Source organism: Bifidobacterium sp. M0307 (genome assembly GCF_016100445.1).
Lineage (GTDB): Bacteria > Actinomycetota > Actinomycetes > Actinomycetales > Bifidobacteriaceae > Bombiscardovia > Bombiscardovia coryneformis.
Genome location: NZ_JACFSL010000001.1, coordinates 421,637 through 446,021, shown reverse-complemented (window position 1 = coordinate 446,021; position 24,385 = coordinate 421,637). Strand labels below are relative to the sequence as shown.

Genomic DNA, 24,385 nt, shown 5'->3' with positions numbered 1-24,385 from the left:
CCGCCCACCCTGCCGGGCAGGCCCCGCCTCCTCCACATGCCGCCCTCGTGTTCTTCAGCGCCGGGCACTAGCATGGAACCACAGCACAAGAGATCCCTCTTCCTTCGCGTCTCAGACGCGGACTCGGCTCATTGAGAGGGATTACGGACTGGATTGACCCAAGGAGGCAGAGGATAGTGACGACACCCGCGGAAAAGGTTGCTCAGGACAAGGGACGGGACGATACCGACCTGAGGAATGTCGACGTGAACGAGCAGGACATGAGCGATCGGGTGAACAACCGCACCCTCAGGCCCAACTCCCCTGCCTTCCAGAAGTTCATGACCACCGGCTGGCAGGCCCAGGAGCCCGATATGGAGCCTTTGGAATCCAGCAGGTTCATCGGCCGCCGCCTGGAGGAGCTGGGACGACGCTTCCCCGGCGAGCGCCTCGTCATCCCCGCCGGCGACTTCAAGACCCGTAACAACGACAACGACTATGCGTTCCGCCCCGACACCACCTTCGCCTACTACACGGGGCTTGGCGAGGACTTCGAGCCGGGATCGGTCCTGGTCCTGGAGCCAGTGGCCCCCGATAGCGAAGAGGCCGGTGCAGGAAGGACGCATACGCCCGAACTCTTCGTCCACCCCAGGGCGGACCAGTCCACCTCGGACTACTACCGTTCGTCCCAGTACGGGGAATACTGGGTCGGCCCCAGGGCTGGTCTGAAGGAACTGTCCGTCATGACCGGCATCCCCACCCGCGACATCGCCTCCTTCCCCGATGCCATCGCCAAGGACCTGGGCCCGGATGACGGAGCGGTCAGAATCCGTGTGATTCGCACCGCCGACACCGAGGTCTGCAGCCAGGTGGAGGCCGCCCGCAAGGCCAGCGGAATAGGCGGACCCGACAGGAACCAGGCGGCGGATGAGAAGCTGGAGGAATTCACCTCAGAAGCCCGTATGATCAAGGATTCCTATGAGGTGGGCGAGATGCGCAAGGCCATCGCCGCCACCAAGGACGGATTCGACAAGATCCTGACCCGCCTCCCCCAAGTGGTCGGCAAGCCCCGTTCCGAGCGGATGCTGGAGGGTGTCTTCAACGCCAACGCCCGAGAGGAGGGCAACGATGTCGGCTATGGATCCATCATCGCCTCCGGCAGCCATGCCCCTGTTCTCCACTGGATGCGCAACAACGGAACAGTCAAGGAGGGCGACCTCCTGCTGATTGATGCCGGAGTCGAGGTGAACAGCCTCTATACGGCCGACATCACCAGGACCTTCCCGGTAGGCGGCACCTTCAGCCCCCTTCAGAAGCGAATCTATGAGACCGTTCTCAAGGCCCAGCTGGCCGGATTCGAGGCAGCCAAGCCAGGTGCCACCTATTCGGACATCCATCATGCCGTCATGCGGGTCCTGGCGGAGACCCTCCATGAGTGGGGCATCCTCAAGGTCAGCGTGGAGGAGTCCCTCTCCCCCGAGGGGCAGCAGCACCGGCGTTGGCACGCTTGCGGATGCGCCCACCATCTCGGCCTGGATGTGCACGACTGCGCCGAGGCCCGCTACGAGTCCTATCAGGGGGCACCCATCACACCCGGCATGATCTTCACCATCGAGCCGGGTCTCTACTTCAAGGAGAACGATCTTCTGGTGCCGCCCGAGTTCCGCGGCATCGGCGTTCGCATCGAGGATGACGTGCTGATGACGGAGGATGGCCCGGAGTGGCTTTCCGCCGCCATCCCCAAGACCGTGGAGGACGTCCAGGAATGGATGGCCCGGCAGGCCACCCAGAGCGGACAGGGCAGGGACTGACCCATGCCCACCCCGGACTTCGTGCTGAACCTGCGGCACTCCATCGGCCACGACCTGCTCTGGCTGAATGGGGTGACCGGGTTCGTGGAGGATGAGCGGGGTCGCATCCTGATGGGGCAACGTGCGGATACAGGCCAATGGGCCCTGGTTTACGGCATCAACGAACCAGGCGAAGACCCGGCCGACACCGTAGCCCGCGAAATCAAGGAGGAGACCGGGGTGGACGTCGTCGTCACCGATTTGGTGGCGGTCACATCATCCCGGGAGGTTGTCACTTACTCCAACGGCGACCGGGCCATGTACATGGATCACCTCTTCATATGCAAGCCCGACCCCGACGGGAACACGGACCCTTTCGTGGGTGATGAGGAGAGCCTGTCGGTGGGTTGGTTCAGCCCCGACGACCTCCCCACCCCACTTGCCGACAGCACCGTAGAGCGCCTGGCAAGGGTCCGCACCTACAAGGCACGCCTGCATACCGGTGACGCCCACGCCCTCTTCGTGTTCAACGGGCGGGAGAAGCCTGCCGTCAGCGATTAGGACAGCAAGGGCTCCGATGTTCATCCTCTTGATTCCGCGTTCGGAGCCCTTCCTCCGCCGACCGGAGGATCTGAATCGTGCAAGTCTCCCCGACCTCAGTCGTCAAAGAACCCCAGCGGATTGTCAATGAACCTGCGCAGACCTATCAGAGCCGCCCCACTCAGGGCCGGATTGGGAGTCCTTGAGGGGATGAGGACACGAACATGCACGGCATCCCGGCCCAGGGTCAGCTGATTCAGACGATTCTGAAGCCGCTGGGCGAGGTCCCCGCCGAAATTGGACCAGAACCCACCCAGGATGACCGTATCAACATCAACGATATTGATGGCCGTTGCAATGACCGAGATCATTGCATCCACACCCCGATCTATGGCATCGACGGCCTTGGGATCATCCTGCTGCCAACGCCGATACAGCTCGTCCATGGCCTGTGAGGAAAGAGCCTCGCTGCCGTTGGCGATACCGGCGGCCTCCACCAGGGCCTTCCGCCCGGCATAGGTCTCCAGACACCCACGGCGCCCGCATCGGCAGGTCGGTCCGTTGAGATCGACGGAAGCGTGACCCAGCTCACCGGCGAACCCATGGTCTCCCGCCTCGATGGCCCCGTGGCGCACCACCGCACCGCCAATACCGATGTCGGTTGATATATACAGGAAGGAATCCGTCGGGCCAAGAAGGTCATTACCGCCACCGGTGGAGCGCTGGGTGGCATAGCCGGGAATCTGCGAAAGCGCGGCCAGACGGGCCTCGTTTCCCGCGATTGGGTCAAGACGCTGCACCAGATCGAACCTGGACAGGTCCAACCTCTCCCAATCGAGGTTTCTGGCCATCAACAAGGTCATATCATCGGTGACCAGGCCAGGCAGGGCCAACCCGGCTCCCACCACCCGATACCGCTGACGCTTCAGTTTCGCCTCCAGGGGCCTGACCAGGGCATCCAGACTGTCGAAGACATGATCGGGGCGCGCCTCGTGCATGTCATCGTGGACCCAAGCCGAATCAATCAGGCTACCGTCCAGATCCATGGCCAGGCAACCGTACCCATCGGTATTGATCTGCAGGCCCACACCAGCCCAGCAACCATGTGAGATGGCGAGAGGGGTGCTCGGACGGCCATACGTGATCTGCGAGGTTTCCGGATTTCCCTCCTGGACCACCCGGTTCTTCAAGAGCAGGGCACCCAGCAGGGACATGGTCGCCTTGGTCAGACCGGTGGCCTTGGCAAGATCGGCCCGGCTGAGCGGCATAGACGAACGCAGAATAGTATCGATGATGACCGAGAGGTTGTGATTCCTCAGATCATCCTGATTAATCGAACGTAAGGCAGTCACTGGTCGACCTTCCAAATAACCCACAGTCCCCAGGTCCGGGTTCCATGCCTTCCCAGTATCACATGACGACCACCCAAACACGGCAAAGGCGCACCCCGCTTTCCAGTACGGGATACGCCTTGCAACACAGCGAAATGAGGGGTCTGACTGCCCCCGTCACCTCACTTCTTGCGGTGCTTGCTCACCAGATCATAGGCGACGGCCACAATGACGACCAGGCCCTTGATGATCTTGACGATGGCGGCGTCCGCACCCATGATCGAGAGTCCCTGGTTGAGAACACCCATAATGAGGGCCCCGACCATGGCACCGGGGATGGTGCCCACACCGCCGGCAACAGCGGCTCCGCCGATGAAGCAGGCCGCTATGGCATCCATCTCGAACTCCATGCCGGTCTGGGCCGTAGCCGATGCCAGACGGGACAGGGTGATGATGGCCGCCACTGCGGCCAGGAGACCCATGTTCAGGAATATCTTGAAATCAACCTTCCTGGTATCGATGCCGGAGAGTACTGCAGCCTTGCGGTTGCCGCCGACGGCATAGATATCACGCCCCAAGACCATCCGGTTGAGAACAAACCAGTAGATGCCGACCAGGATGCCGATGATCACCAGAACAATGGGGATGCCTCCCTGGGTCTCGTTGCCGGAAGAGGCCAGGAGATAGGTCACGAAACCGATTGCCAGCGTGGAGAGAACGCACTTGATGATCACCCAACTCATCGGTTCGACCTGAAGCCCTGCCCGGAGGGAGCGGGAACGACGGCGGAACTGCATGAAGACAACCAGGGCGATGGCCACGGCCCCAACCACCAGGGTCAACCCATCCAGTCCGAACCAGAAGCCGAAGATATTCGGCAGGAAGTCCTTGGATATGGCCCTGAACTCCTTGGATCGCAGCGGAATCGACTCACCGGCGACGACCGTGGCCAGACCGCGGAAAACCAACATGCCGCCCAGGGTGGTGACGAAGGCGGGCACGCCCACATATGCCACCCAGAAGCCTTGCCAGATGCCGACGATCAGGCCGAGCACCAACATCAGACCGATGGCGGCCACCCAGTTGAGCCCCCAGTTCTTCATGGCGAAGGCACCCATACCGCCGATGAAGGCCACGACAGAACCGACCGAAAGGTCGATATGGGTGCCGATGATGACCATGAGCATTCCGATGGCCAGGACCAGTACATAGGCATTCTGCTGGAAGAGGGCCACGAAGTTATTCGGGAAGAGCAGACGTCCTCCTGTCAACACCTCGAATATCAGGATGACCACAACCAGGGCCAGGTAGATGCCGTACTGTCTGGCATTGCCCAGGAGGGTCGATCGGAGGGTGGCCACCTGTCCATCCGCCTGGGTCCTACCCCTTGCTGATTCGATTGTGGTTGACATGGTTTCCTTCTTTTCGGTCCTCATTGTGCGAACACCTCTTCCTTGGCGAGTGGCTTGTCCGAAGTCATGTACCTCATGAGCTCCTCCTGATCGGTCTGGCGCGCATCAAGACAGGCTGTGATGACACCCTGACTCATCGTGTAGATGCGGTCGCAGATTCCAAGGAGTTCCGGGAGTTCGGAAGATATGACCAGGACGGCTGAACCTGAATCGGCCAGGCGGTCGATAATCTCGTATATCTCATACTTGGCACCGACATCGATGCCGCGGGTGGGTTCATCAAGAATCAGCACCTTGGGGTCCGTGGAAACCCATTTCGCCAGGACCACCTTCTGTTGGTTTCCGCCCGACAGACTATCGGCAGGCATCTCGATACTCGGGGTCTTGGTCCTGAATTCCCTTCGGTACTCTTCGGCGATACGCTGCTCACGACCCAGGTCGATGACCCCATGCCTGGACAGGTTGCCCAGATTGGCCATGGATGTGTTCTCCCTGATTGAGGCAATCAGGTTCAAACCGTAGACCTTCCTGTCCTCGGTCACATATGCCAGTCCCTTGTCGATGGCCGAGCGGACCGTCGGGAAGGAGACCGTTCTGCCCTCCATGCTGACTCGCCCCTCGGCCTCCACACCATACTGGTGACCGAAGATGCTCATGGCCGTCTCTGTCCGTCCTGCACCGATCAGCCCTGCAAGACCGACGATTTCACCGGCCCGGAGATTGAAGCTCACATCCTTGGCCACCAATCGGCTGGTGTCCTGGGGGTGATGAACGCTCCAGTCCTCGACACGGAACATCTCCCTGCCAATCTTCGCTTCATGAGCCGGGTAACGATTGGTCATGGGTCTGCCAACCATGTCCTTGATCAGTGAATCCACGTCGAGAGGCCGTTCCTTGCTGACAGGACGGTCCGAGATGGTCCTGCCGTCCCTGATCACCTGGACGGCATCGGCCGAAGCAGCAATCTCGTTGAGCTTGTGAGAGATGATGATGGCCGTGATTCCCCGCTCCCTGCGCAGCCGGTCAATCAGGTCCAGAAGATGAAAGGAATCCTCATCGTTCAGAGCCGCAGTGGGTTCATCGAGGATGAGTAGCTTCACATTCTTGGTCAGTGCCTTGGCAATTTCCACCAGCTGCTGTTTGCCTACACCCAGGTTGGAAATGAGCGTATCAGGATCCTCGTCCAGCCCGACCATATCCATAACCTCGCGGGCTTTGACACGCTGCCGGTCATCATCTATGAACAGCCCCTTGGTTATGGGGTTCCCCAGGAAGATGTTCTGGGCGATGGTCATATAGGGTTCCAGGGCGAGTTCCTGGTGGATGATGACGATGCCCTCCCGCTCGGAGTCCCGGATGCCCGAGAACATGCACGGTCTTCCCTGATAGATGATCTCTCCCGAATAGGAACCATGCGGGTAAACGCCCGACAGGATGTTCATCAGCGTGGACTTGCCGGCGCCATTCTCGCCACAGATGGAGAATATCTGTCCACGACGAACCTTGATGTTGACATGGTCCAGGGCCGTAACAGGACCGAAGGTTTTTACGATTTCCTTCATTTCCAGAATCGTGTCTTGAGATGTTGTCATTTGTTCCTTCCCCACACCGGGAATTCAGTGCTCTCCCCACAGGCATACGAAGAGAGCACTTTCCGGATGTTCAGAGACCGGCGTCACCGGCGGAGATGTAGCCGGAATCGACCAGTTCCTTCTTGACGTTGTCCTTGTCTACCGAAACGGGTTTGAGCAGGATGGAGGGAACATCCTTATCTCCGTTGTTGAAGGTGTCGTTTGTCTCGGGCTTCCCACCCTTGACCAGGGTGTCGATGAGCTTGGCCGTGGAGTCTGCAAGCTTACGGGTGTCCTTGTAGACCGTCATGGTCTGCTTGCCCGCCACGATATTGGCCACATTGGCCTTTTCGGCGTCCTGACCGGTAATGATCGGATAGTAGTCCCACCCTGCGGCATCAACGGCATTGACGGTACCCATGGCGATGGCGTCATTGGGGGCCAGAACGGCATCCAGGTGAGCACCCTTGTTGTAGTAGGAGTTGATCCGGTTCTCCATCTCACTTTGGGCGTTCTGACGATCCCAGTTCTGGATGCCGATGCTCTGCCAGTCATCCAGGTTCCGGGGAACCCGGCCGGAGGGAGAGACCAAGGCACCGCTCTTGAAGTAGGGTTCCAGAACCGACCAGGATCCCTTGAAGTAATACTTGGCATTGTTGTCGGTGGGAGACCCGGTCATTAACTCGATGTTGAATGGACCCTTCCGTCCGCTGTCCAGCCCCAGCTTCTTGACGATGTACTGGCCCTGGAGCCTGCCCACCTCGGTGATGTTGAATGTGGAGTAGTAATCGCAGGCTTCGGTGTTCATGATCAGCCTGTCGTAGGCGATTACCTTGGCACCGTTCGATTTCGCGGCTTCTGCAGCGGGACCTACAGCCGTACCGTCGATGGCTGCGATGACAACGTAGTCCGCGCCCTGGTTGGCCATGTTCTGAATCTGGGAGGCCTGCAAATCGGTCTTGTTATCGGCAAACTGGAGAAGTACCTTGTACCCCTTCGATTCCAGTTGTTTCTTGAGGTTGTCGCCGTCCTGGCGCCAACGCTCAAGCTGTTGTTCGGGCATTGAAATCCCGATGGTTACCTCAGAGGGGTCTTTGGCACCTGCCCCCCCCCCCCCCGCGACAGAGCCTCGTGACCCGCCGCAGGCACCAGTACCGGCCAGCATGGCCACACTCGCCAGAGCGCAAACCGCCTTGGTCCAGTTCCTCATGTTGTTTCCTTTCCTCATTGAACGGAACGGGCACTTTCCGCATCGGCGCGGAGCCCATTCATGTGACGGCGACTATCGTAGCATAAAGTTCATTGGTTTGACTAATATTCGCCTCCATTCGCTTCTCTCAACCCAGAAAGACAGTATGCCGTTTTCCAATTTTAGTATTTTCATCTAATAAACTGGGCTACTATGGAGCTATGGGCACCTATGCAAGGAGGCAAGGCATGAACGAGATTCTGGTGGCGGGGGTTGACACCTCGACCCAATCCTGCAAGGTCAGAATCACCGAAGCCAGAACCGGCCGAATGGTCCGGTTCGGCAAGGCCCCCCACCCCGATGGAACCAGCATAGATCCTCAGGCCTGGTGGGAGGCCTTCCAGGAGGCTGCCCGCCAGGCGGGCGGGCTGGATGACGTCTCCGCCATATCGATTGGCGGTCAACAACACGGGATGGTCCTCCTCGACGAATCCGGTCAGGTGATCCGCGATGCCCTGCTTTGGAACGACACACGCTCGGCACCGGAGGCCGAAGACCTGATCGCCCGTCTGGGTCGGCCTCCCCGCCGGGCTGACGAGTCCGACCTGGACACAGACCCCATGATGCGCGGACGGCAGCGCTGGGTCAGGGCCGTGGGATCATCGCCCGTAGCCTCCCTGACCATTACCAAGGTGGCCTGGGTGAGCCGCAACGAACCCGACAAGGCCAAGTCAATCGCCGCCATCTGCCTGCCCCATGACTGGTTGAGCTGGGCCATCGCCGGGCATGGCCCCGCCGCCCAAGGCAGCGAGAACGCGGGATTGGAATCCCTCTTTACCGACCGGTCCGACGCTTCTGGCACCGGCTATTTCGACTCCGCAGCCGACACCTACCGGCGTGATCTCCTGGCCATGGCCCTGCCGGAGAGGATGGCCGACACAGTAGTGCTCCCCCGCGTGCTGGCACCACACGAGATTGGCGCCAAGGCCGACCCACGCATCGCCGGCAAGGATGTTCCAGGAGGTTGCATCATCGCCCCCGGGGGCGGCGACAATGCCATGACCGCCCTTGGGCTCTCCATGCAGGTCGGCGATGTATCCATCTCCCTGGGCACCTCCGGAGTGACCGCGGCCATCAGCCCGGTTCCCGCCTACGACATGACCGCCTCGGTAACCGGCTTCGCCGACGCCACCGGACATTGGCTCCCCCTGGCCTGCACCATCAACGCTTCCAGGATTCTCGACGCCGGTCGCGCCGCCCTGGGCGTCGACTATGAGGAACTGGCCGACCTGGCCGACCAGTCGGAACCCGGCGCGGCCGGTGTCACCCTGATACCCTACTTCGACGGCGAGCGCACACCCAACCGCCCTGATTCCAAGGCCGGCATCCAGGGGCTCACCCTGGGCAACACAACCAAGGCCAATCTGGCCCGCGCCTTTGTGGAAGGTCTGCTCTGCTCCCAGCGGGACTGCCTGGAACTCCTGAAGCGGCCGGGAACCGAGGTAAGGCGAATCCTCCTGGTAGGAGGCGGTGCCAAATCCCGAGCAGTCAGGGCGTATGCACCCCAGATTCTGGGCAAGAATGTGGAGCTACCCAAGCTCGACGAGTATGTGGCCATCGGAGCCGCGCGCCAGGCCGCCTGGGCCCTCTCCGGCGATAATCAACCCCCCGAATGGCCCATTGAGGTTGAGGAGACCCTGACGGGGGAACCCGAGGAGGGAATCTTCCGCCAGTACCAGTCCTGGCGGAAGTAAGACCAGACAAGGGCCTCCTGTGAGCATTGCCGCAGGAGGCCCTTTCCATTCCCCGACCCGGACGTTTCCGCCCCAGGTGGCGCAGGCGATTTCCCATCCGAGTCGAATCGGTATCGATTACAACGAAAGACCCTGCGCGATGCCGAAGCACCGCGCAGGGTCTGCAATGTGGCAGTCAACAATCAGACTGCTGAGAGGGTATCGACAATGTAGTTGTTGATCGTGGCCTTGACCACCTCAAGATGATCCGACCTGTCGGCGGCAATCAGCTCGGACTGCGGCTTGTCGATGCTGTACTCCTCCAGGGAGGTCAGGGAGGCGGAGCCGTCCTCGATGCTGGTGCCGATGCCGGAATCGAAGGAGGAGTATCGCTCCTCCTGGAGATTCTCGATATATCCGTCCTTATGCATCCTGTCGGCAATCAGCAGACCGGCCGCGAAGGTATCCATACCGACGATATGCGTCTTGAAGAGATCCTCGGGCAGGAAGGAGGTGCGACGGGGCTTGGCATCGAAGTTCAGTCCACCATGGGGTCCGATTCCTCCGGCGGCCAGCACCTCCCACATAACGGCCGTCGCGTCGTAGAGGTCGGAGGGGAACTCATCCATGTCCCAGCCGACCAGCTTGTCGCCCTGGTTGGCGTCCAGAGAACCCAGGAATCCGGCCTCGCGGGCCACGCGAATCTCATGCTGGTAGGTATGCATGGCCAGGTTGGCATGATTGCCTTCGAGATTGAGCTTGAAATCGTCCTGCAGACCATAGGTACGCAGGAAGTTGATGGTGGTGGCCGCATCATAGTCGTACTGATGCAGGGTCGGCTCCTTGGGCTTGGGCTCAATCAGGAACTGAGCATCGAAGCCGATCTCCTTGGCGTAGTCCACACACATATGGAAGAGCTGGGCCATGTGGTCCTGTTCGCGCTTCATCTGGGTGTTCCAGAGGGATTCATACCCCTCGCGCCCACCCCAGAAGACATAGTTCTCGGCGCCCAGGCGCTTGCCTATCTCAAGGCTGTGCTTGAGCTGGCCCGCGGAATAGGCGTAGATGTCGGCGAAGGGCGAGGTGCCCGCGCCGGCCTCGAACCGGGCGTTGGTGAAAAGGGATGAGGTGTTCCAGAGCAGTTTGACCCCGGTGTCCTTCATGTTCTTCTCGATCCGGTCGACCACCTTGTCGAGGTTGGCATTGGATTCACGGAGGGTGTCGCCCTCGGGTGCCAGATCGCGGTCATGGAAGCAGAAGAACTCAACACCGAGCTTGGTGAAGAGCTCGAAGGCATAGTCCACCTTGGCCAGGGACTGGTCCATGGGGTCGGTGTACTTGTAATACGGGCGCTGGGCCGTAGGATCACCGAAGGGATCCACCAGACCCTGGTTGAAGGTGTGCCACCAGGCCACGGCAAACCGCAGCCAGTCCTTCATCTTCTTACCGGCCACCACCTTGTCCTTGTCGTAGTAGCGGAAACCGAGGCCTTCCTTTTCGCCCTGCCGTCCGACGTACTCGATCTTGTCGACATCCCACAGACCCATCAGATTGCTCCTTTGCGTATGAAACTGTATTCAGCGGAAGTCAGAACTCCCCCTATTGGACAACGGTAGAGCAGTCGAGTTAATTTGTCAAACCGTTAAATTAAATACCGGGCGTTCGAATCCGTCTATGGGAAACCCCTGCCTACATGGAGACAGGCCGGCGGCCGTCTTGCTGCGAGCAAAGCGACCAGCCGGTCGACAGTTTGCCTAAACGGTGTTAATCTATAAACGTCGTTAATTAGTTTGGACCAGAAAACCATGAGCGGTTTCCGTTGGCCCAACTCAAGGAGGAGGCAGACATGCGCCATACCAGACCTGCCAGCACCCCTGCAGCCATGTCCGAACTCAACCAATCCAGGATTGTGCACAGCCTGCATGCCGATGGAATCAGCTCCAGGGCCGACATCGCCAGGAAACTCAACCTCACCGCCCCGGCAGTGGGCAAGCTGGTCGGCCGACTCATCGACGCCGGCATCGTCAGCGAGACCGGCGAAATGACCTCCGGAGGGCATGGCCGATCCATTGGACTCAAACTGAATGCAAAACGCTACCAGGTCATCGGAGTCAAATTCGCCCGCAGCCTGGTGCAGATTGCGGTATTCGACATCGGTGGACACCTGTTGAGCATGGAGGAGCTGCCTCCAGTGGCCGATGAGGACGTGGAGGACTGCGTCGAGGAGGTTCGCGAACGCATCCGAGGCCTGCTTGACGAAGACCCCTCCATTGTGGCCATCGGTATGGCCGTACCCGGACCCTATCTACGCGACGAGGGTCGAATCGCGGTTGTCACCAGCATGCAGGGCTGGCGCGGCATCAACTTCATCAAGGAGTTCGGCAAAGCCTTCCGGGTCCCCACCTTCATTGAGCAGGACGCCCGGGCCGGAGCCATGGCCGAGAGTCTCTTCGATTCCCGCATCGGAGATTCCAGCCTGGCCTATTACCTGGTGGGCGAAGGCGTCGGCCTCGGAGTCATCGACCAGGGCAACCCGGTGGATGGAAGCCTGGGAGCCGCCACGGAAATCGGCCATGTCAGCATCGACATGAACGGAACCGCCTGCGAGTGCGGCAATCGGGGATGCCTGGAGTGCTACTGCTCGGCCGTGGCCATACACACCCTGATGGGCAGAACCAACCGGGAGGACCACTTCCCCGGCCTGGCGGCCATGACCCACAAGGAGGCCTGTGACCTCCTCTTCACCATGGCCCGCCAAGGCGACAGGACATCCATGGCGCTCCTCGACCAGGTGGCCGACTACGTTGGCTACGGATGCGTCACCATCGTCAACGCATATAATCCCGCGCAGATCATCATCGGCGACCTGGTGGCACAGGCTGGCCAACCCCTGCTGGACCGGGTCAAGGGCCTGGTGTCCGCACGGGCCCTCCCCCAGGTACGGGACCACACCGAGATTCTGCTGTCGGACCTCCCCGCGGATGCCACACTGACCGGGGCCGCCGCCGTGGCCGCCAACCAGTTCCTGGAGCACCCCTCAAGCCTCGGAGGAATGGGATGAGAAACCATGCGAGGCCATTCTTCGCGACATCTATTGCTCCGACCGACAGAGGGGCTCAAACACGAACATCGCCCCCAGCCGGCGCCTACCGTACAAGCACCATCCGTAAGAAAAACACCATCAATCTGAAGAACACCATCAGGAAGGGAAGACCATGGCCGCAAAACCAATAGTCCTCAGCATCGGCGAACTCCTCTGGGACGTGCTGCCCTCGGGCAAGCGTGCAGGAGGGGCCCCCGTCAACTTCAGCTATCACGCCACGAAGAACGGGGCTGACGGGTACGCCTTCAGCGCCGTAGGCAATGACGACCTGGGACAGGAGTTGGAAGAAGCCATCAAGGAGGCCGGGGTCAAGGCCATCCTGCAACACAACGACCATCCCACCAGCACGGTCGAAGTGGAACTGAACGAGGGCATCCCCCAGTACATCTTCAAGCCGGACGTGGCCTGGGACCATCTGAGGTGCACCGACGAGCTCTCCGACCTCGCCAGGAAGGCCGACTCGGTCTGCTACGGAACCCTGGCCCTGCGCAGCGACGAATCCCGCAAGGCCGGTTTGGAAGCCCTGAAGGTCACCCGCCCCGATGCCATGCGGTTCTTCGACATCAACCTTCGCGGCACCTTCTACTCCCAGGACCTGATTCACGAACTTCTGAACATGGCAACGGTCTTCAAACTCAACGACGAGGAGCTGGTGCTTCTGCGTGACATGTTCAAGACCCCCGGGGATACGGATGCCGAACTCTGCCAGTGGTTCATGGACGAGTACCACCTGAACACCATCGTCCTGACGGCGGGCAGCGACTACAGCACCATCTACCTTTCGAATGGCGAGACCTCCCGCATCCAGACCCCCAAGATCAAAGTCGCCGATACGGTCGGCGCCGGGGACGCCTTCTCCGGCACCTTCGCCATCAACCGTCTCCTGGGGGCCTCGCTGATCCAGGCGCACCGTGCAGCCGTCAACACAGCGGCCTTCGTCTGCTCCCAGCAGGGGGCCTGGCCGGAATACCCCGACCAGATTCCCGATTACCTGGCCCAGGAAGGGCGCTGAATCCTGACGAACCACTCCCCGACCTGCCTCTTGTAGCCGGGTCGGGGTGGCAATGGCTGCCACCGCTTCGTCTTTCACTTGGCTCTGCCTCGCCGCCTCTGGCCGACGGGAACCCTATCCTCTCGAATCCAGCGATCCAAGACCGCCCGATGGATTCCCCGCCCTTACGCGCCCGAACGAAGTCATGCGTATTTCCGTTCGAGTTCGGCACAGAGGGATTCGCGGGCGTCCAGCCTGATGGACTCGATATCGGCCTTTATCTGACGGTACTGGGCGACCAGACTGTCGCGACGGGGCGGGGTCAGGCTGGGGTCATCGAGCTGGTAGAGCACTTGATCCTTGCGTTTTTCAAGTAAGGTACGTATGCGGGCATGGTACTGATCGGGCGACTCAGGGCCGGAATAGCGGGGCGAGCGCAGGACGACATCTGCCGGATCCTGGTATTTCATGGGGTCAAACTTACCCATTCGTGGATAAATACAAGTTATTTCTCACCAAAGGCATAGCCGAAGCGAAGCCACCAAAATCGTCGAAACCACTGACACTCGTAGTCAGAGACGCAGACACAGACACAGACACAGACACCGGCATCGCTATCAGCAACGTCAGTTCACCGGATGCCCTCCCTCGCAGGCCCCCAGCCAACGCGGTCGGGCGGCGGCCCCTAGACTGGTAACCATGAGAATCGTCATTCAGCGGGTTACCCGGGGTCGCGTGGACGTAGTGGATGAGCAGGGCCGGCCAGACACCGGTTTTGCTCCACAACAGATCAACCAGGGGCTCCTGCTCCTGGTGGCGGTCAGCGATCAGGACGGCCCGGACCAGGTGGCATATGCAGCCAGGAAGATCGTCAATATGAGGATCTTCGAGGACGAGCAGGGCAAGATGAACCGGTCGGTACTTGACTGCCGGGGGCAGATTCTGTCGGTCTCCCAGTTCACACTCTACGGCGATATTCGCCGTGGCAACCGCCCCAGCTTCATAGCAGCCGGCAAGCCAGACCACGCCAAGGCGGTCTGGGAGGATTTCAATCAGGCCCTGTCGTCATACGACATCAAGGTGTCCACCGGCAGTTTCGGCACCCATATGCGGCTTGACTTCATCAACGACGGCCCTGTGACCATCCTCCTGGACACCGACGAACTGATGTAGGCACCTATCTGACTATGGGCCTGAGGGGCGCGGAGACATCGAGCTGGTGCTTGTCTCCGATTTTGCTGGGATCGTTGATGATTTTATCCACGACGGCCAGCTTGAGTTTCAGATCGGAGCTGTCGCCCCAGACAATCACGCGCTCACCATTATTCAGCTCGGTGGTGATGGAATCCTGGGTGTCGGCCGTCACCTTGGTCACGGAGTGGCGCATCGTTTCAGGCATGGCGGAGAGTATCCGAAGGGTCTGTTTGACCACCAGGTCGCTCTTGCCGTGTTCCAGGTTGGACACCTGGATGATGGGAATGTCATTGACCGGCTTGTCGACGGTGTTGAGCACCCGCCCTTCCCGGTCCACGGCAGTCATGGTGTCGTTGGAATCCTTGAGGATTGCAGTGGGCTCCTGGGCGTTGAAGGTCACACGAAGACCGTGGGGGAAGTGCTTGTGCACCTGGGCGTCGGTCACTCCGGCCATACCGCCGATGTCCCGCTCGATCGCCCCTGTCGAAATCAACAGGAGGGACCGGTCACCCTGCCCTTTGACGATTGTCTCCACCCGTTCGTTGTTCACCCAGGCATTGCCGCCCGAAACCTCGATGTCCTCGGCATGTAGCCTGAAGACGGGCGAGATGAAGAGAAGCCAGACCAGGGCGGCAACAAGGGCCAGCACCAGGACGGAGATACCGGTACGGATAAGGATGACCCGGCGATTGACCGACTTCTTTTCTTGGACCCTGGCCTGGAAATCGATGACCTTGGGACGGACGAAGACCCCCATGCCCTGCTGATCCTGGTCGGCCCCGATACGGTTCGATACCGCCTGGTTGGAGGGCATGTTCCTGGCGTCGACGAAGTCGTCGGTCTTGCTTTTCTTGGTTGAGCTGATGGTGCGGGCGGACGACTTGTCGACATCAGCCGGTGTCTTCCCTTTGATTTTCCCCCGGCGGGAAATCAGTCCTCCGGACTTGACCGACCGCTTGGACCCCTCTTGCCCCTTCGGGTCCTGTGAGCTGATGACTCTGCGGGTTGTCACCGTACGCCCTCTCTCCGGCCCCGGCCCTCGGACCTGGAGGCCAGCCTGTCAAGGATGACCTGCCCCATGGTTGTGATGTCACCGGCCCCGACCGTGATGATGACATCACCGGGCTGAGCCCGGTCAGCGACATCCAGAGCCGCCTGGTTCATGTCCTCACATGCGTGGAAGTCGGCCTGGTGCCCCGGTGCATCCTCCGCCTTCGCGGATCGTCGGGCCTGGAGGATGGTATCAGGGCGAACCTCCGGGTAGTCCTCCTGGCGCTCCCGGGCAGGGAAGATACCGGTCACGGTCACATCGTCCGCCTGGCTCAGGGCTGCAGCGAACTGGTCGGCGAAGATCCGGGTCCTTGAAAACAGGTGGGGTTGGAAGAGCACCCGGATGACCCGATTCGGATACCGCCTGCGGGCGGCATCCAGAAGGGCTGCGATTTCGGTGGGATGGTGGGCGTAGTCATCCACCAGGGTCACGCCGCCTATCTCCCCCCTGACTTCAAACCTCCTGGAAGCGCCACGGAAGTCCCCCGCCGCCCTGGCTGCGGCCTGGGGATCCATACCCAGAAGGGTGCAGGCGATGATGGCCGCAGCGGCATTCCTGGCATTGTGCAGGCCGGGTATGGCCAGGTCGACGGGGATGTCGACCGTCCGGTCCGTCGAATCCCCCCGGCCTGCGGAATCACCTGAACCGCCGGACCTCACCGTATCGGTTCCCGACCCGCCTGCATTCAGGTCCAGGAGATTGGAAGGAATCCGCAGGGTGCACCGTTCACGCCCGGATCCACTGGCCTCCGACTCGGATACTATTCTGACCAGACTGGCTCCCTTCAGGGTCTCCTCCCCCAGCTGCGAACGCGTCCCGGTCGAGTAGACCACAATCCTGGCCCGGCAATCCCCATCCAGGTCCCTGAGTACATCCAGTCCCCCCTGGTCGTCACCGCAGATGACCAGGTACCCCTCGGCACGGCGGGCATGGTCGACGAAGGCCTGGCGGAAGGCGGTCGGCGTTCCATAATGGTCCAGATGGTCGGGTTCCACATTCGTAACGATGGCAATGGTGGGGTGGTATTTGTTGAAACTGCCGTCCGACTCGTCCGCCTCCGCCACAAGCACGTCACCCTGCCCGACATGTCCGCCGTCGATGGCCCCCTGTGCCGACTGGATGGAGCTCCCGATGGCGTAGCTTGGATCGGCGAGCCGACCTGTTCCGGCCTCAGTCAGGATATGGGCGGTCAGGGCGCTGGTTGTGGTCTTACCGTGAGCACCTGCGACGGTCACGGAACGCCGCGAGGCCATCAGGAGGGCGAGGATGTCGCTGCGATGCAGGATCCTGGAGCCCTGAGCACGTGCCGCCAGAATCTCAGGGTTATCCGGCTTGATGGCACTGGACCAGACCACGGTCCGGGCACCCAGCACATTCTCGGCCTTCTGACCTATGTGAACCGTAATGCCCAGTTTCTCCAGACGCTCGGTCTTCTCGTTGGCCTGCCTGTCGGAACCCGAAACCTGGACACCGGTCTCATGGAGCATCTCGGCCAGAACACTCATACCGGCTCCCCCGATACCGATGAAGTGGGTCGCACCCAGGGCCCGCGGGTCGGTGATTCCCGATCCGGCCAGTGAATCACGGGTCGGATCCAGCCCTGCCGAGTCGGCACCCTGAGCGCCTTGCGTCACACCCGAGCACAGGGACGGAGAATCCGAAGTCGGCACCGACGAGTCCATGGCCTGAGCCGACTGGTTCCCTGTGGCTGGATTCCTACGATCATTGCTGGGCAAGATACATCTCCTCGGACGATTCATACTGACTTCATTATGGCGGCAGACCTGTACGCAGGGGAAGCCGCTTCCAGGCATGGACCTGGGGTGACCATCAGCCCTTCCCGGCCGTGGATAGGATCCGGGAAGCCATGACCTGAGCGGCATCACGGATACCGTATTCCCATGAACGTCGTCGCATGGTCCGAAGCGCGTCCTCATCGGCCAGGAGGCCGGGCACATGGTCTTCAATCCAAGCAGGAGTCAGGTCGGCATCGCCCACCATCACCCCTCCCCCTGCCTCGACCACAGGCTGGGCATTGAACCGCTGTTCTCCGTTGCCGATCGGCAGAGGAACGTAAATCGCAGGCAGTCCCAGCGCCGTCAATTCACTGACGGAGCCTGCACCGGACCGGCATATCACCAGATCGGCACAGGCAAAGGCCAGGTCGATGCGCTCCAGATACTCGGCCATGTGGTAATCACCGGACCCACGATGCGCCGGATCCAGATCGGTGACCACTCCCTCACCCAGGTCGCCGACCACACGCCTGCTCACCTGTTCCGCCTTGCCGCGACCGGTCAGGTGAATCACCTGCCCCAGCTCCAGAAGCCTCCCTGCGGAAGCGGATACGGCCTTGTTGAGACTGGCTGCTCCCAGGGAGCCACCTGTCACCAGAATCACCTTCCGGTCCGGATCCAGGCCCAGCCGTGTCGCTGCTTCGACCCGGACGGACCGGGGATCGCGCTCCATCCTGTCGACCAGATCCGCAATGGCCGGCCTCAGGGGCAGACCGACACGTTCGACCGGAGCGCCGGGGCGGGCCTTGATGCCCGTGTGCGCGTATGCGGTTCCCACATAGTCTGCCCAACGGGCTCCCAGCTTGTTGGCCATGCCGGCCCGGGCATTCTGCTCATGAATCAGGATGGGGATGCCCATCACCCTGGCCGCCCGGTATACCGGTGCCGCGGCGTACCCACCGAAACCGACAACCAAATCGGCCGATTGGCGGCGGAGAATCTCCTTGACCTTAGCGACCTCCCTGCACCAACGCACAGGGAATCTCAGGGCATCCAGGTTGGGCCGACGGGGAAAGGGCACCTTTTCGATTGCTTCCAGGGGGAATCCCGCAGCAGGGACCAGTTCATGCTCCAGACCCACGGCAGTGCCGATGACGCTGATGTGCGCCTGGGGACATTCCTTCCGCAGGGCAGCTGCCACACTCAACAGGGGGTTGACATGCCCGGCAGTGCCGCCTCCTGCCAAGACCACATGAGGCCTTTTTCCGGCCTCTTTCCTCTGCTCTGCCACTTCAGTCCGGTCCTCGTCAATCATGGTGAAGATTCTACTCATTCCCCCGTAGCAATGGCATTGACATCCGGTTGGGTACGAATCATGCTCAGAGCCACTCCGGCCGAAACCAGACACATGATCAGAGCCGTACCGCCTGCGGAGACGAAGGGTAGCGGCAGACCGATGACCGGGAGAAGTCCGAGGACCACACAGATGTTGATCAGGGCCTGACCCACCAGCCATACATCCAGGCAGACCAGGACCATACCGGCATACCTGTTTTCGGTGGTCAGGGCGATGCGCAACATGCACCATCCCATGGCGATGAAGACCACGATGACCAGGACTGCACCGAAGAAGCCCAGCTCCTCGCCGATCACAGCGAAGATGAAGTCGTTATGCGCCTCGGGCAGGTAATTCCACTTCTCCCTGGAATTGCCGAGCCCTACACCGGTGAGTCCACCGGAGGCCATGGCATAGAGTCCATGTATGGATTGGTAGCAGATTCCCTGAATGTCATCGGCCGAGCACTCCCCGTAGGCCGCCAGGATGCGCTGGGTCCTGTTGCCGTTCCCCATGACGGAGAAGCCGACGATTCCGGCCAGGCCGAGCGTGGCCAGACTCAGGAGCCACTTCAGGGGGAAACCAGAAACCAAGAAGGCCACGAAACCTATAATGACGATGATCATGGCCGTACCCAGGTCCTTGCCCAGCATGATCAGGCCGAAACTGAGTACAAATCCGATAATCGGCTTCAAATATGGTGTCCAGGGATGGGCGGGATCCTTCCCGTCACGAATCTCGTGCTGCGCCACTATCAGCGCCTGGGGAAGCCAGATGCACAAGGCCAGCTTGAGCATCTCGGCCGGCTGCATGGAGATGCCGCCGATTGATATCCACCCCTGATTGCCGTTTGCCGAGCGCCCCAGTGGGGTACGTGTCAGAAGCTGTGTAAACTGGCTGAAAACCAGGAATGCCATCGACCAACGTTGATAACTCTCCACCTTGATGCGCTGGGCAACGAAGGCGCAGGCCAGGCCGACCAGGCAGTAGATGGCCTGTCGAATCACCTGGCTCCAGGGAGAACTGCCCTGGGCCACCAGATCGACCGAGGACGAAGAGAAGACCATCATCAGACCGAAGACCGTGGTGGCCATGACCGAGGTAACGAACCCGTTATAGCACCAGACCGGATTCAGGATGGCCCGCCAGCCCCGATATGGGTCGCGTGCCCCTCCCTTGCCCTTGCTCCTGTCGTCCTTGTTTGGGTCAGCGGTTTTCGCCATGAGCCTTCACCCACCTCCTGGCCTGGTCAGCGAATTTCCGACCACGGTCGGCATAGGACTTGAACTGGTCCATGGAGGCACAGGCCGGTGCCAGGAGGACCACCTGACCGGGGTGGGCGTAATCTCCGGCGGCCCGAACGGCCCTGCCCATGACATCCTGTTCGGAGTCCGGGTCGATGATGGTCAGGGGGATATCCGGAGCCTCGGATTCGAAGGCCTGAAGCATGGTGGTCTGGTCCTTGCCGATGATGACGGCGCCTGCCATCCGTCTGGCCTGGGTCCGTACCAGGTCCTCGAACCGACCTCCCTTGGCCAGGCCGCCGGCAATCCAGACCACTGAGCCGTCCGGGTAGCTGGACAGGGAGGCCTTGGCAGCGTGGGCGTTGGTGGCCTTGGAATCATCCACAAACCTGATGGCCTCCGCCCCGGACCCCAGGCTGGCCACGGTCTGGATTCGATGGTCTCCCGGCGCAAAGACCCGCATGGCCTCCAGGGCGGCATCCCTATCGGCGCCCGCACCCAGGCACAGGGCAAGGGCACAGAGGGCATCAGCCAGCAGATGCGGATAGACGGTCCCGTCCGGTTCGCACAGGTGGGTCAGGTCGGCAAGGGCGACCAGGCGCTCGGCCAGTCCCGGCTGACCTCCACCGAGACCGCTCATGTCGACGACCCAGCCGCCGTCCACGCCGATCTGGCCTGGCTCGGGGGCACCAAGAGTGAATCCCACCTTGGCACATCCGGGAGCAGGATGGGCCTGGTCGGCCAGGGCACACACCCGGTGATCATCGGCGTTGTAGACCAGGGCCTTACGCACACCCTCGTAAATCCTGGCCTTGTCGGCGGCATACTGCTCGAACCCGCCATGCCAATCCAGGTGGTCGGCAGCCAGGTTGGTGATGGCCGCGCACTCCAGGACCGGCGATTCGGTGAAATGAAGTTGGAAGGAACTCAACTCGACGCACAGCACATCATTTGCAGGATCAAGGACAGCCTGCGAGACGGCCTTACCGATGTTGCCGACCGCCGGTGCCCGCATACCCGATGATTCCATCATGGCCGAGACCATCTGTGTGGTCGAGGTTTTCCCGTTGGTGCCCGTGATGCCTATCCAGGATGCCGGGGCTCCGGTCCGCGTACTGTTCACCCGCATACGCCATGCCGCCTCGACTTCGCTCACCACCGGAATGCCTCGCCGTTGCGCTTCCAGGATGAAGGGAGTGCGCGGGTTGAAGACCGGTGAAGTCACAACCAGGTCGGTCTGGTCCCAGTCGATGGACTCGAAGTCCCGGAGGTCGGCCTCGGCCACGTTCTGGTCCAGGGTGGTCACGGCGGCCACACGTCCCCGAAGGGCTTCGGCCACACTTCTGCCGGAGATGCCCAACCCTACGACCAGTACCCGCTTGTCGCTCATGTCCATGAAGGGAAACACCCCGTTTCACTCGACCGGCGGTTCCTGGGTGTGGTTCCGGCCGCCGGTGGACCGATACCCTGCAATTTCAGCCGCTCAGATGGGCAGGCCGGACCGGGCCACCCAGTCCACGTAGAAGAGGACCAGGGCCAGGAGGACGAAAATCAGGTCGATCATCCAGAACCGGACCACAACCTTGGACTCCTGCCATCCCAGCAATTCAAAGTGGTGGTGGATGGGTGCCATCTTGAAGACACGCTTATGGGTCAGTTTGAAATACCCCACCTGGATTACATCCGAAGCGGTCTCGATCACGAAAAGTCCGCCCAGGATGACCGCCAGAAGCTCGGTGTGGGTCGCGATGGAGAGGGCCGCGAAGAGCCCGCCCAGGGCCAGGGATCCCGTGTCGCCCATGAAGATGGAGGCCGGATTGGTGTTGTACCAGAGGAAGCCGAAGCAGGCCACGGCCGCACAGCAGGCGATGATGGTCAGGTCCAGGGGGTCCGAAACAGCATAGGAATGGCCGGGATGCCCTGATCCCTTGAGGTGGTAGCTCTCCCAGAAGGCGATGACGGTGTACCCGGTGAAGGCGATCATGGAACTGCCCGAAGCCAGGCCGTCCAGGCCATCGGTCAGGTTGACGGCATTGCTCCAGGCCGTCATCAGGAGGTTGACCCAGATGATGAAGAGGATGATGGCCACCACATGGCCCGCCGCCTCGAAATTGATGATGGGATGCTCCACGAAGGATATCCCGGCCTGGGCGCTGGGAAAGCCGTTCTTGGTGGGGAGCTGAAGGGCCAGGATGGCGTAGATCGTGGCCAGGATGAACTGCCCGGTGAACTTGGCCTTGACGGAAAGACCCAGGTTCTGCTTCTTGCGGACCTTGGCAAAATCGTCGATGAAGCCCAGCCCGCCCATGGAGAGCATGGCGAAGAGGACCAGCATGGCCGAGAGGGATGGAGTCTCTCCCCGCGACAAGTAGCGGTAAAGCGCGGAAGCGGCCCACCCGAGGAGGATGGCCAGGTTGATGACCACTCCGCCCATGGTCGGAGTCCCCCTCTTGATCTGGTGGGATTGGGGACCGTCCTGGCGGATGTACTGCCCGTAGTGAAGACGGTGCACCAACCTGATCAGCAGAGGGGTGCCAGCCAGCGTGACCACCAGGGAGACCAGAATTCCTATGATGAGGGCTATCACTGTGTGTACTCCAACTCTTGGATCATGTCCGTGAACGACTTCGCCTGAAAACAGGTCTCCAGCTTACCCATACCTCAGCCCTGCCACCTGTCTGCCAGGGCCGAAAGGCCGGACATGTGCGACCCCTTCAAAAGGACTAGGGCTCCGGGATGCTCTGCGGCCAGACCCTCTACCGTCTCTCCGGCCCGGTTCGCATCGGGCGTATAGATGACCCGCATGGGCACATCGGACCCCCCGGTCTCTCCGCCGGCCCCCCGAACCATGGCTTGGACCAGGTCGTTTGCTGATGCATCATCACAGCCCACGGCAACCAGGGCATCCAGATCGATCCGACGGCAGTAAGCACCGATCTGCTCATGCAGTTGCGCCGCCTGGTCACCGAGTTCCAGCATGACGCCCAGGACCGCGACCCGGTAGGGTTTGCCCTGGTTCCCGGCTCCCTGCCAGGTGGACAGGGCATCCAGACCGGCCCGCATGGAATCGGGATTGGCGTTGAAGGAGTCATCAATCAGGGTGAATCCCGCCCTGTCGGTCCGTACTGTTCCCACAGCCATGCGGTGTGGGCTGATCCTGGCATCCCGGCCCAGACCCTCGGCAATGGCATCGGGGTCCAGACCCAGATGATGGGCTACCGCAGCCGCAGCCAGGGCGTTCATCACATTGTGCATGCCCGATATGCCCAGGTGGACGCGGACAGGATCGGCTCCGGCGAAGGCCAGGGTGAAAGAGGGGCGGTCCAGCCTGTCCCTGACCACATCGGTCGCGCAGGCATCCAAATCAGACGACTCCTCGTTCATGCCAAACCTGAGGACACCGCCCGGAGAGAGAGGCGCCATGGCAGCAACACGTGAATCGTCGGCGTTGAGCACGGCCAGCCCTCCAGGGACCAGTCCTTGGACCATCTCGCTTTTGGCCTGGGCTATGCGGTCCACCGAGCCGAACTCGCCCAGGTGGGCCACACCCACCTTGAGGACCAGGGCCAGGTCAGGGGGAACAATCCTGGTCAGATGTGCTATCTCACCAATATGGTTGGCCCCCATCTCGGCCACCAGGAACCGCGTCCCCTCACCCACCCGCAGGGCTGTCAGCGGCAGTCCTATCTCATTATTGAAGGAACCGACCGGAGCCACGACCGTCCCCAGTGCTGACAGCAGGGAGGCCAGGAGGTCCTTGGTCGTGGTCTTACCGACAGAACCGGTGATGCCGATAACCGTGAAATCAGTACCCGCCGCCCGGCGCAGTTCAATATTGCGCTTGGCAAGGAGCCCCAGAGCCTCGATGGTGTCATCCACCAGAATCTGCGGCAGGTCAGCCCCGGAAACCGGGTGGTCCACCAGGGCGGCGCACACTCCACGGGCACCCATCCCGGGCAGGAAATCATGCCCGTCCACCCGTTCTCCACGGATGGCCACAAAGAGGGAGCCCTCCCCTGCCTGCCGTGAATCTGAGACCACCCGGAGCGATACGGACTGGGCGGCGCCACCTTCAATCGGCTCCGAACCTTCGACGGGAATCAGACGGCCCGACACACTCCGAGCTACCTCCTGCAGGGTCATGGGCATGGTCCCTGCCTGAACACACTGACTCATCCTCACCTC

19 protein-coding genes are annotated in these 24,385 nt (G+C 61.2%); 6 read left to right on the top strand and 13 right to left on the bottom strand.

Annotation, left to right across the window (positions count from 1 at the left end; genetic code table 11):
• Window positions 1-230 precede the first annotated feature (230 nt).
• Both H3V08_RS01690 and H3V08_RS01685 read left to right on the top strand, forming a co-directional pair.
• Window positions 231-1,790 (top strand): aminopeptidase P family protein, encoded by a 1,560-nt coding sequence (locus H3V08_RS01690; protein WP_232340247.1) that lies wholly within the window; start codon window positions 231-233, stop codon window positions 1,788-1,790.
• 3 nt (window positions 1,791-1,793) lie between these two features.
• On the top strand, window positions 1,794-2,330 hold the full coding sequence (locus tag H3V08_RS01685; RefSeq protein WP_198181401.1) for an NUDIX hydrolase: 537 nt from the start codon (window positions 1,794-1,796) through the stop codon (window positions 2,328-2,330).
• Between the two features lie 95 nt (window positions 2,331-2,425).
• On the opposite strand, the gene H3V08_RS01680 is transcribed toward H3V08_RS01685, so the two are convergent.
• The 4 genes from H3V08_RS01680 to H3V08_RS01665 all read right to left on the bottom strand — a co-directional run bounded on the left by H3V08_RS01680 (window position 2,426) and on the right by H3V08_RS01665 (window position 7,833).
• A complete protein-coding gene (locus H3V08_RS01680) occupies window positions 2,426-3,661 on the bottom strand; it encodes an ROK family protein (RefSeq protein WP_198181400.1) in 1,236 nt (411 codons plus the stop codon).
• Window positions 3,662-3,822: 161 nt separating this feature from the next.
• Window positions 3,823-5,052: a multiple monosaccharide ABC transporter permease gene (gene mmsB, locus H3V08_RS01675; RefSeq protein ID WP_232340245.1), complete on the bottom strand. Its 1,230-nt coding sequence runs from the start codon at window positions 5,050-5,052 to the stop codon at window positions 3,823-3,825.
• 20 nt (window positions 5,053-5,072) lie between these two features.
• A complete protein-coding gene (locus tag H3V08_RS01670) occupies window positions 5,073-6,644 on the bottom strand; it encodes a sugar ABC transporter ATP-binding protein (RefSeq protein ID WP_198181398.1) in 1,572 nt (523 codons plus the stop codon).
• 70 nt (window positions 6,645-6,714) lie between these two features.
• Complete coding sequence (locus H3V08_RS01665; protein ID WP_198182072.1) at window positions 6,715-7,833, bottom strand: substrate-binding domain-containing protein; 1,119 nt, start codon at window positions 7,831-7,833, stop codon at window positions 6,715-6,717.
• Window positions 7,834-8,060: 227 nt separating this feature from the next.
• On the opposite strand from H3V08_RS01665, the gene H3V08_RS01660 reads away from it, so the two are divergent.
• The gene (locus tag H3V08_RS01660) at window positions 8,061-9,566 is read left to right on the top strand and encodes a xylulokinase (protein ID WP_198181397.1); all 1,506 of its coding nucleotides are present in this window, start codon (window positions 8,061-8,063) and stop codon (window positions 9,564-9,566) included.
• A gap of 182 nt (window positions 9,567-9,748) precedes the next feature.
• Here H3V08_RS01660 and xylA read toward each other — a convergent pair whose 3' ends face one another.
• Window positions 9,749-11,092, bottom strand: coding sequence for a xylose isomerase (xylA, locus tag H3V08_RS01655; protein ID WP_198181396.1), 1,344 nt, complete (start codon window positions 11,090-11,092; stop codon window positions 9,749-9,751).
• A 299-nt stretch (window positions 11,093-11,391) separates the two neighbouring features.
• On the opposite strand from xylA, the gene H3V08_RS01650 reads away from it, so the two are divergent.
• Together H3V08_RS01650 and H3V08_RS01645 are read left to right on the top strand one after the other, a co-directional pair.
• Window positions 11,392-12,606 (top strand): ROK family transcriptional regulator, encoded by a 1,215-nt coding sequence (locus H3V08_RS01650; protein ID WP_198181395.1) that lies wholly within the window; start codon window positions 11,392-11,394, stop codon window positions 12,604-12,606.
• Between the two features lie 154 nt (window positions 12,607-12,760).
• Window positions 12,761-13,660 carry a carbohydrate kinase family protein gene (locus H3V08_RS01645; protein WP_198181394.1) on the top strand — a complete coding sequence of 300 codons (900 nt, stop codon included), beginning with the start codon at window positions 12,761-12,763 and terminating at the stop codon, window positions 13,658-13,660.
• A gap of 182 nt (window positions 13,661-13,842) precedes the next feature.
• On the opposite strand, the gene H3V08_RS01640 is transcribed toward H3V08_RS01645, so the two are convergent.
• On the bottom strand, window positions 13,843-14,127 hold the full coding sequence (locus tag H3V08_RS01640; RefSeq protein ID WP_033489840.1) for a hypothetical protein: 285 nt from the start codon (window positions 14,125-14,127) through the stop codon (window positions 13,843-13,845).
• 211 nt (window positions 14,128-14,338) lie between these two features.
• Between H3V08_RS01640 and dtd the strand changes: the two genes are divergently transcribed.
• Entirely contained in the window at window positions 14,339-14,812 is a 474-nt protein-coding gene (gene dtd, locus H3V08_RS01635; protein ID WP_045921153.1) for a D-aminoacyl-tRNA deacylase, read from the top strand.
• A gap of 4 nt (window positions 14,813-14,816) precedes the next feature.
• On the opposite strand, the gene H3V08_RS01630 is transcribed toward dtd, so the two are convergent.
• The 7 genes from H3V08_RS01630 to H3V08_RS01600 form a co-directional block, all read right to left on the bottom strand.
• Window positions 14,817-15,845: a cell division protein FtsQ/DivIB gene (locus H3V08_RS01630; protein WP_332461779.1), complete on the bottom strand. Its 1,029-nt coding sequence runs from the start codon at window positions 15,843-15,845 to the stop codon at window positions 14,817-14,819.
• The gene (locus tag H3V08_RS01625) at window positions 15,842-17,518 is read right to left on the bottom strand and encodes a UDP-N-acetylmuramate--L-alanine ligase (protein WP_442859354.1); all 1,677 of its coding nucleotides are present in this window, start codon (window positions 17,516-17,518) and stop codon (window positions 15,842-15,844) included. The genes H3V08_RS01630 and H3V08_RS01625 overlap by 4 nt, the downstream gene beginning before the upstream one ends.
• 196 nt (window positions 17,519-17,714) lie before the next feature.
• Window positions 17,715-18,935 carry a UDP-N-acetylglucosamine--N-acetylmuramyl-(pentapeptide) pyrophosphoryl-undecaprenol N-acetylglucosamine transferase gene (locus H3V08_RS01620; RefSeq protein ID WP_198181393.1) on the bottom strand — a complete coding sequence of 407 codons (1,221 nt, stop codon included), beginning with the start codon at window positions 18,933-18,935 and terminating at the stop codon, window positions 17,715-17,717.
• Window positions 18,936-18,949: 14 nt separating this feature from the next.
• Window positions 18,950-20,179 carry an FtsW/RodA/SpoVE family cell cycle protein gene (locus tag H3V08_RS01615; protein WP_033489838.1) on the bottom strand — a complete coding sequence of 410 codons (1,230 nt, stop codon included), beginning with the start codon at window positions 20,177-20,179 and terminating at the stop codon, window positions 18,950-18,952.
• Window positions 20,163-21,596 carry a UDP-N-acetylmuramoyl-L-alanine--D-glutamate ligase gene (gene murD / locus H3V08_RS01610; protein WP_198181392.1) on the bottom strand — a complete coding sequence of 478 codons (1,434 nt, stop codon included), beginning with the start codon at window positions 21,594-21,596 and terminating at the stop codon, window positions 20,163-20,165. Before murD ends, H3V08_RS01615 begins: the two co-directional genes overlap by 17 nt.
• 87 nt (window positions 21,597-21,683) lie before the next feature.
• The gene (mraY, locus tag H3V08_RS01605; RefSeq protein ID WP_033489837.1) at window positions 21,684-22,787 is read right to left on the bottom strand and encodes a phospho-N-acetylmuramoyl-pentapeptide-transferase; all 1,104 of its coding nucleotides are present in this window, start codon (window positions 22,785-22,787) and stop codon (window positions 21,684-21,686) included.
• A 74-nt stretch (window positions 22,788-22,861) separates the two neighbouring features.
• Window positions 22,862-24,376: a UDP-N-acetylmuramoyl-tripeptide--D-alanyl-D-alanine ligase gene (locus H3V08_RS01600; RefSeq protein WP_232340049.1), complete on the bottom strand. Its 1,515-nt coding sequence runs from the start codon at window positions 24,374-24,376 to the stop codon at window positions 22,862-22,864.
• Window positions 24,377-24,385 lie beyond the last annotated feature (9 nt).

What these genes read in the sequence shown, in the direction of transcription:
- H3V08_RS01685 (WP_198181401.1), top strand. Translation starts at nt 1,794, where the DNA reads ATGCCCACCCCGGACTTCGTGCTGAACCTGCGGCACTCCATCGGCCAC.
- mmsB (WP_232340245.1), bottom strand. Translation starts at nt 5,052, where the DNA reads ATGTCAACCACAATCGAATCAGCAAGGGGTAGGACCCAGGCGGATGGA.
- H3V08_RS01670 (WP_198181398.1), bottom strand. Translation starts at nt 6,644, where the DNA reads ATGACAACATCTCAAGACACGATTCTGGAAATGAAGGAAATCGTAAAA.
- H3V08_RS01665 (WP_198182072.1), bottom strand. Translation starts at nt 7,833, where the DNA reads ATGAGGAACTGGACCAAGGCGGTTTGCGCTCTGGCGAGTGTGGCCATG.
- H3V08_RS01660 (WP_198181397.1), top strand. Translation starts at nt 8,061, where the DNA reads ATGAACGAGATTCTGGTGGCGGGGGTTGACACCTCGACCCAATCCTGC.
- xylA (WP_198181396.1), bottom strand. Translation starts at nt 11,092, where the DNA reads ATGGGTCTGTGGGATGTCGACAAGATCGAGTACGTCGGACGGCAGGGC.
- H3V08_RS01650 (WP_198181395.1), top strand. Translation starts at nt 11,392, where the DNA reads ATGCGCCATACCAGACCTGCCAGCACCCCTGCAGCCATGTCCGAACTC.
- H3V08_RS01645 (WP_198181394.1), top strand. Translation starts at nt 12,761, where the DNA reads ATGGCCGCAAAACCAATAGTCCTCAGCATCGGCGAACTCCTCTGGGAC.
- H3V08_RS01640 (WP_033489840.1), bottom strand. Translation starts at nt 14,127, where the DNA reads ATGGGTAAGTTTGACCCCATGAAATACCAGGATCCGGCAGATGTCGTC.
- dtd (WP_045921153.1), top strand. Translation starts at nt 14,339, where the DNA reads ATGAGAATCGTCATTCAGCGGGTTACCCGGGGTCGCGTGGACGTAGTG.
- H3V08_RS01620 (WP_198181393.1), bottom strand. Translation starts at nt 18,935, where the DNA reads ATGATTGACGAGGACCGGACTGAAGTGGCAGAGCAGAGGAAAGAGGCC.
- H3V08_RS01615 (WP_033489838.1), bottom strand. Translation starts at nt 20,179, where the DNA reads ATGGCGAAAACCGCTGACCCAAACAAGGACGACAGGAGCAAGGGCAAG.
- murD (WP_198181392.1), bottom strand. Translation starts at nt 21,596, where the DNA reads ATGGACATGAGCGACAAGCGGGTACTGGTCGTAGGGTTGGGCATCTCC.
- H3V08_RS01600 (WP_232340049.1), bottom strand. Translation starts at nt 24,376, where the DNA reads ATGAGTCAGTGTGTTCAGGCAGGGACCATGCCCATGACCCTGCAGGAG.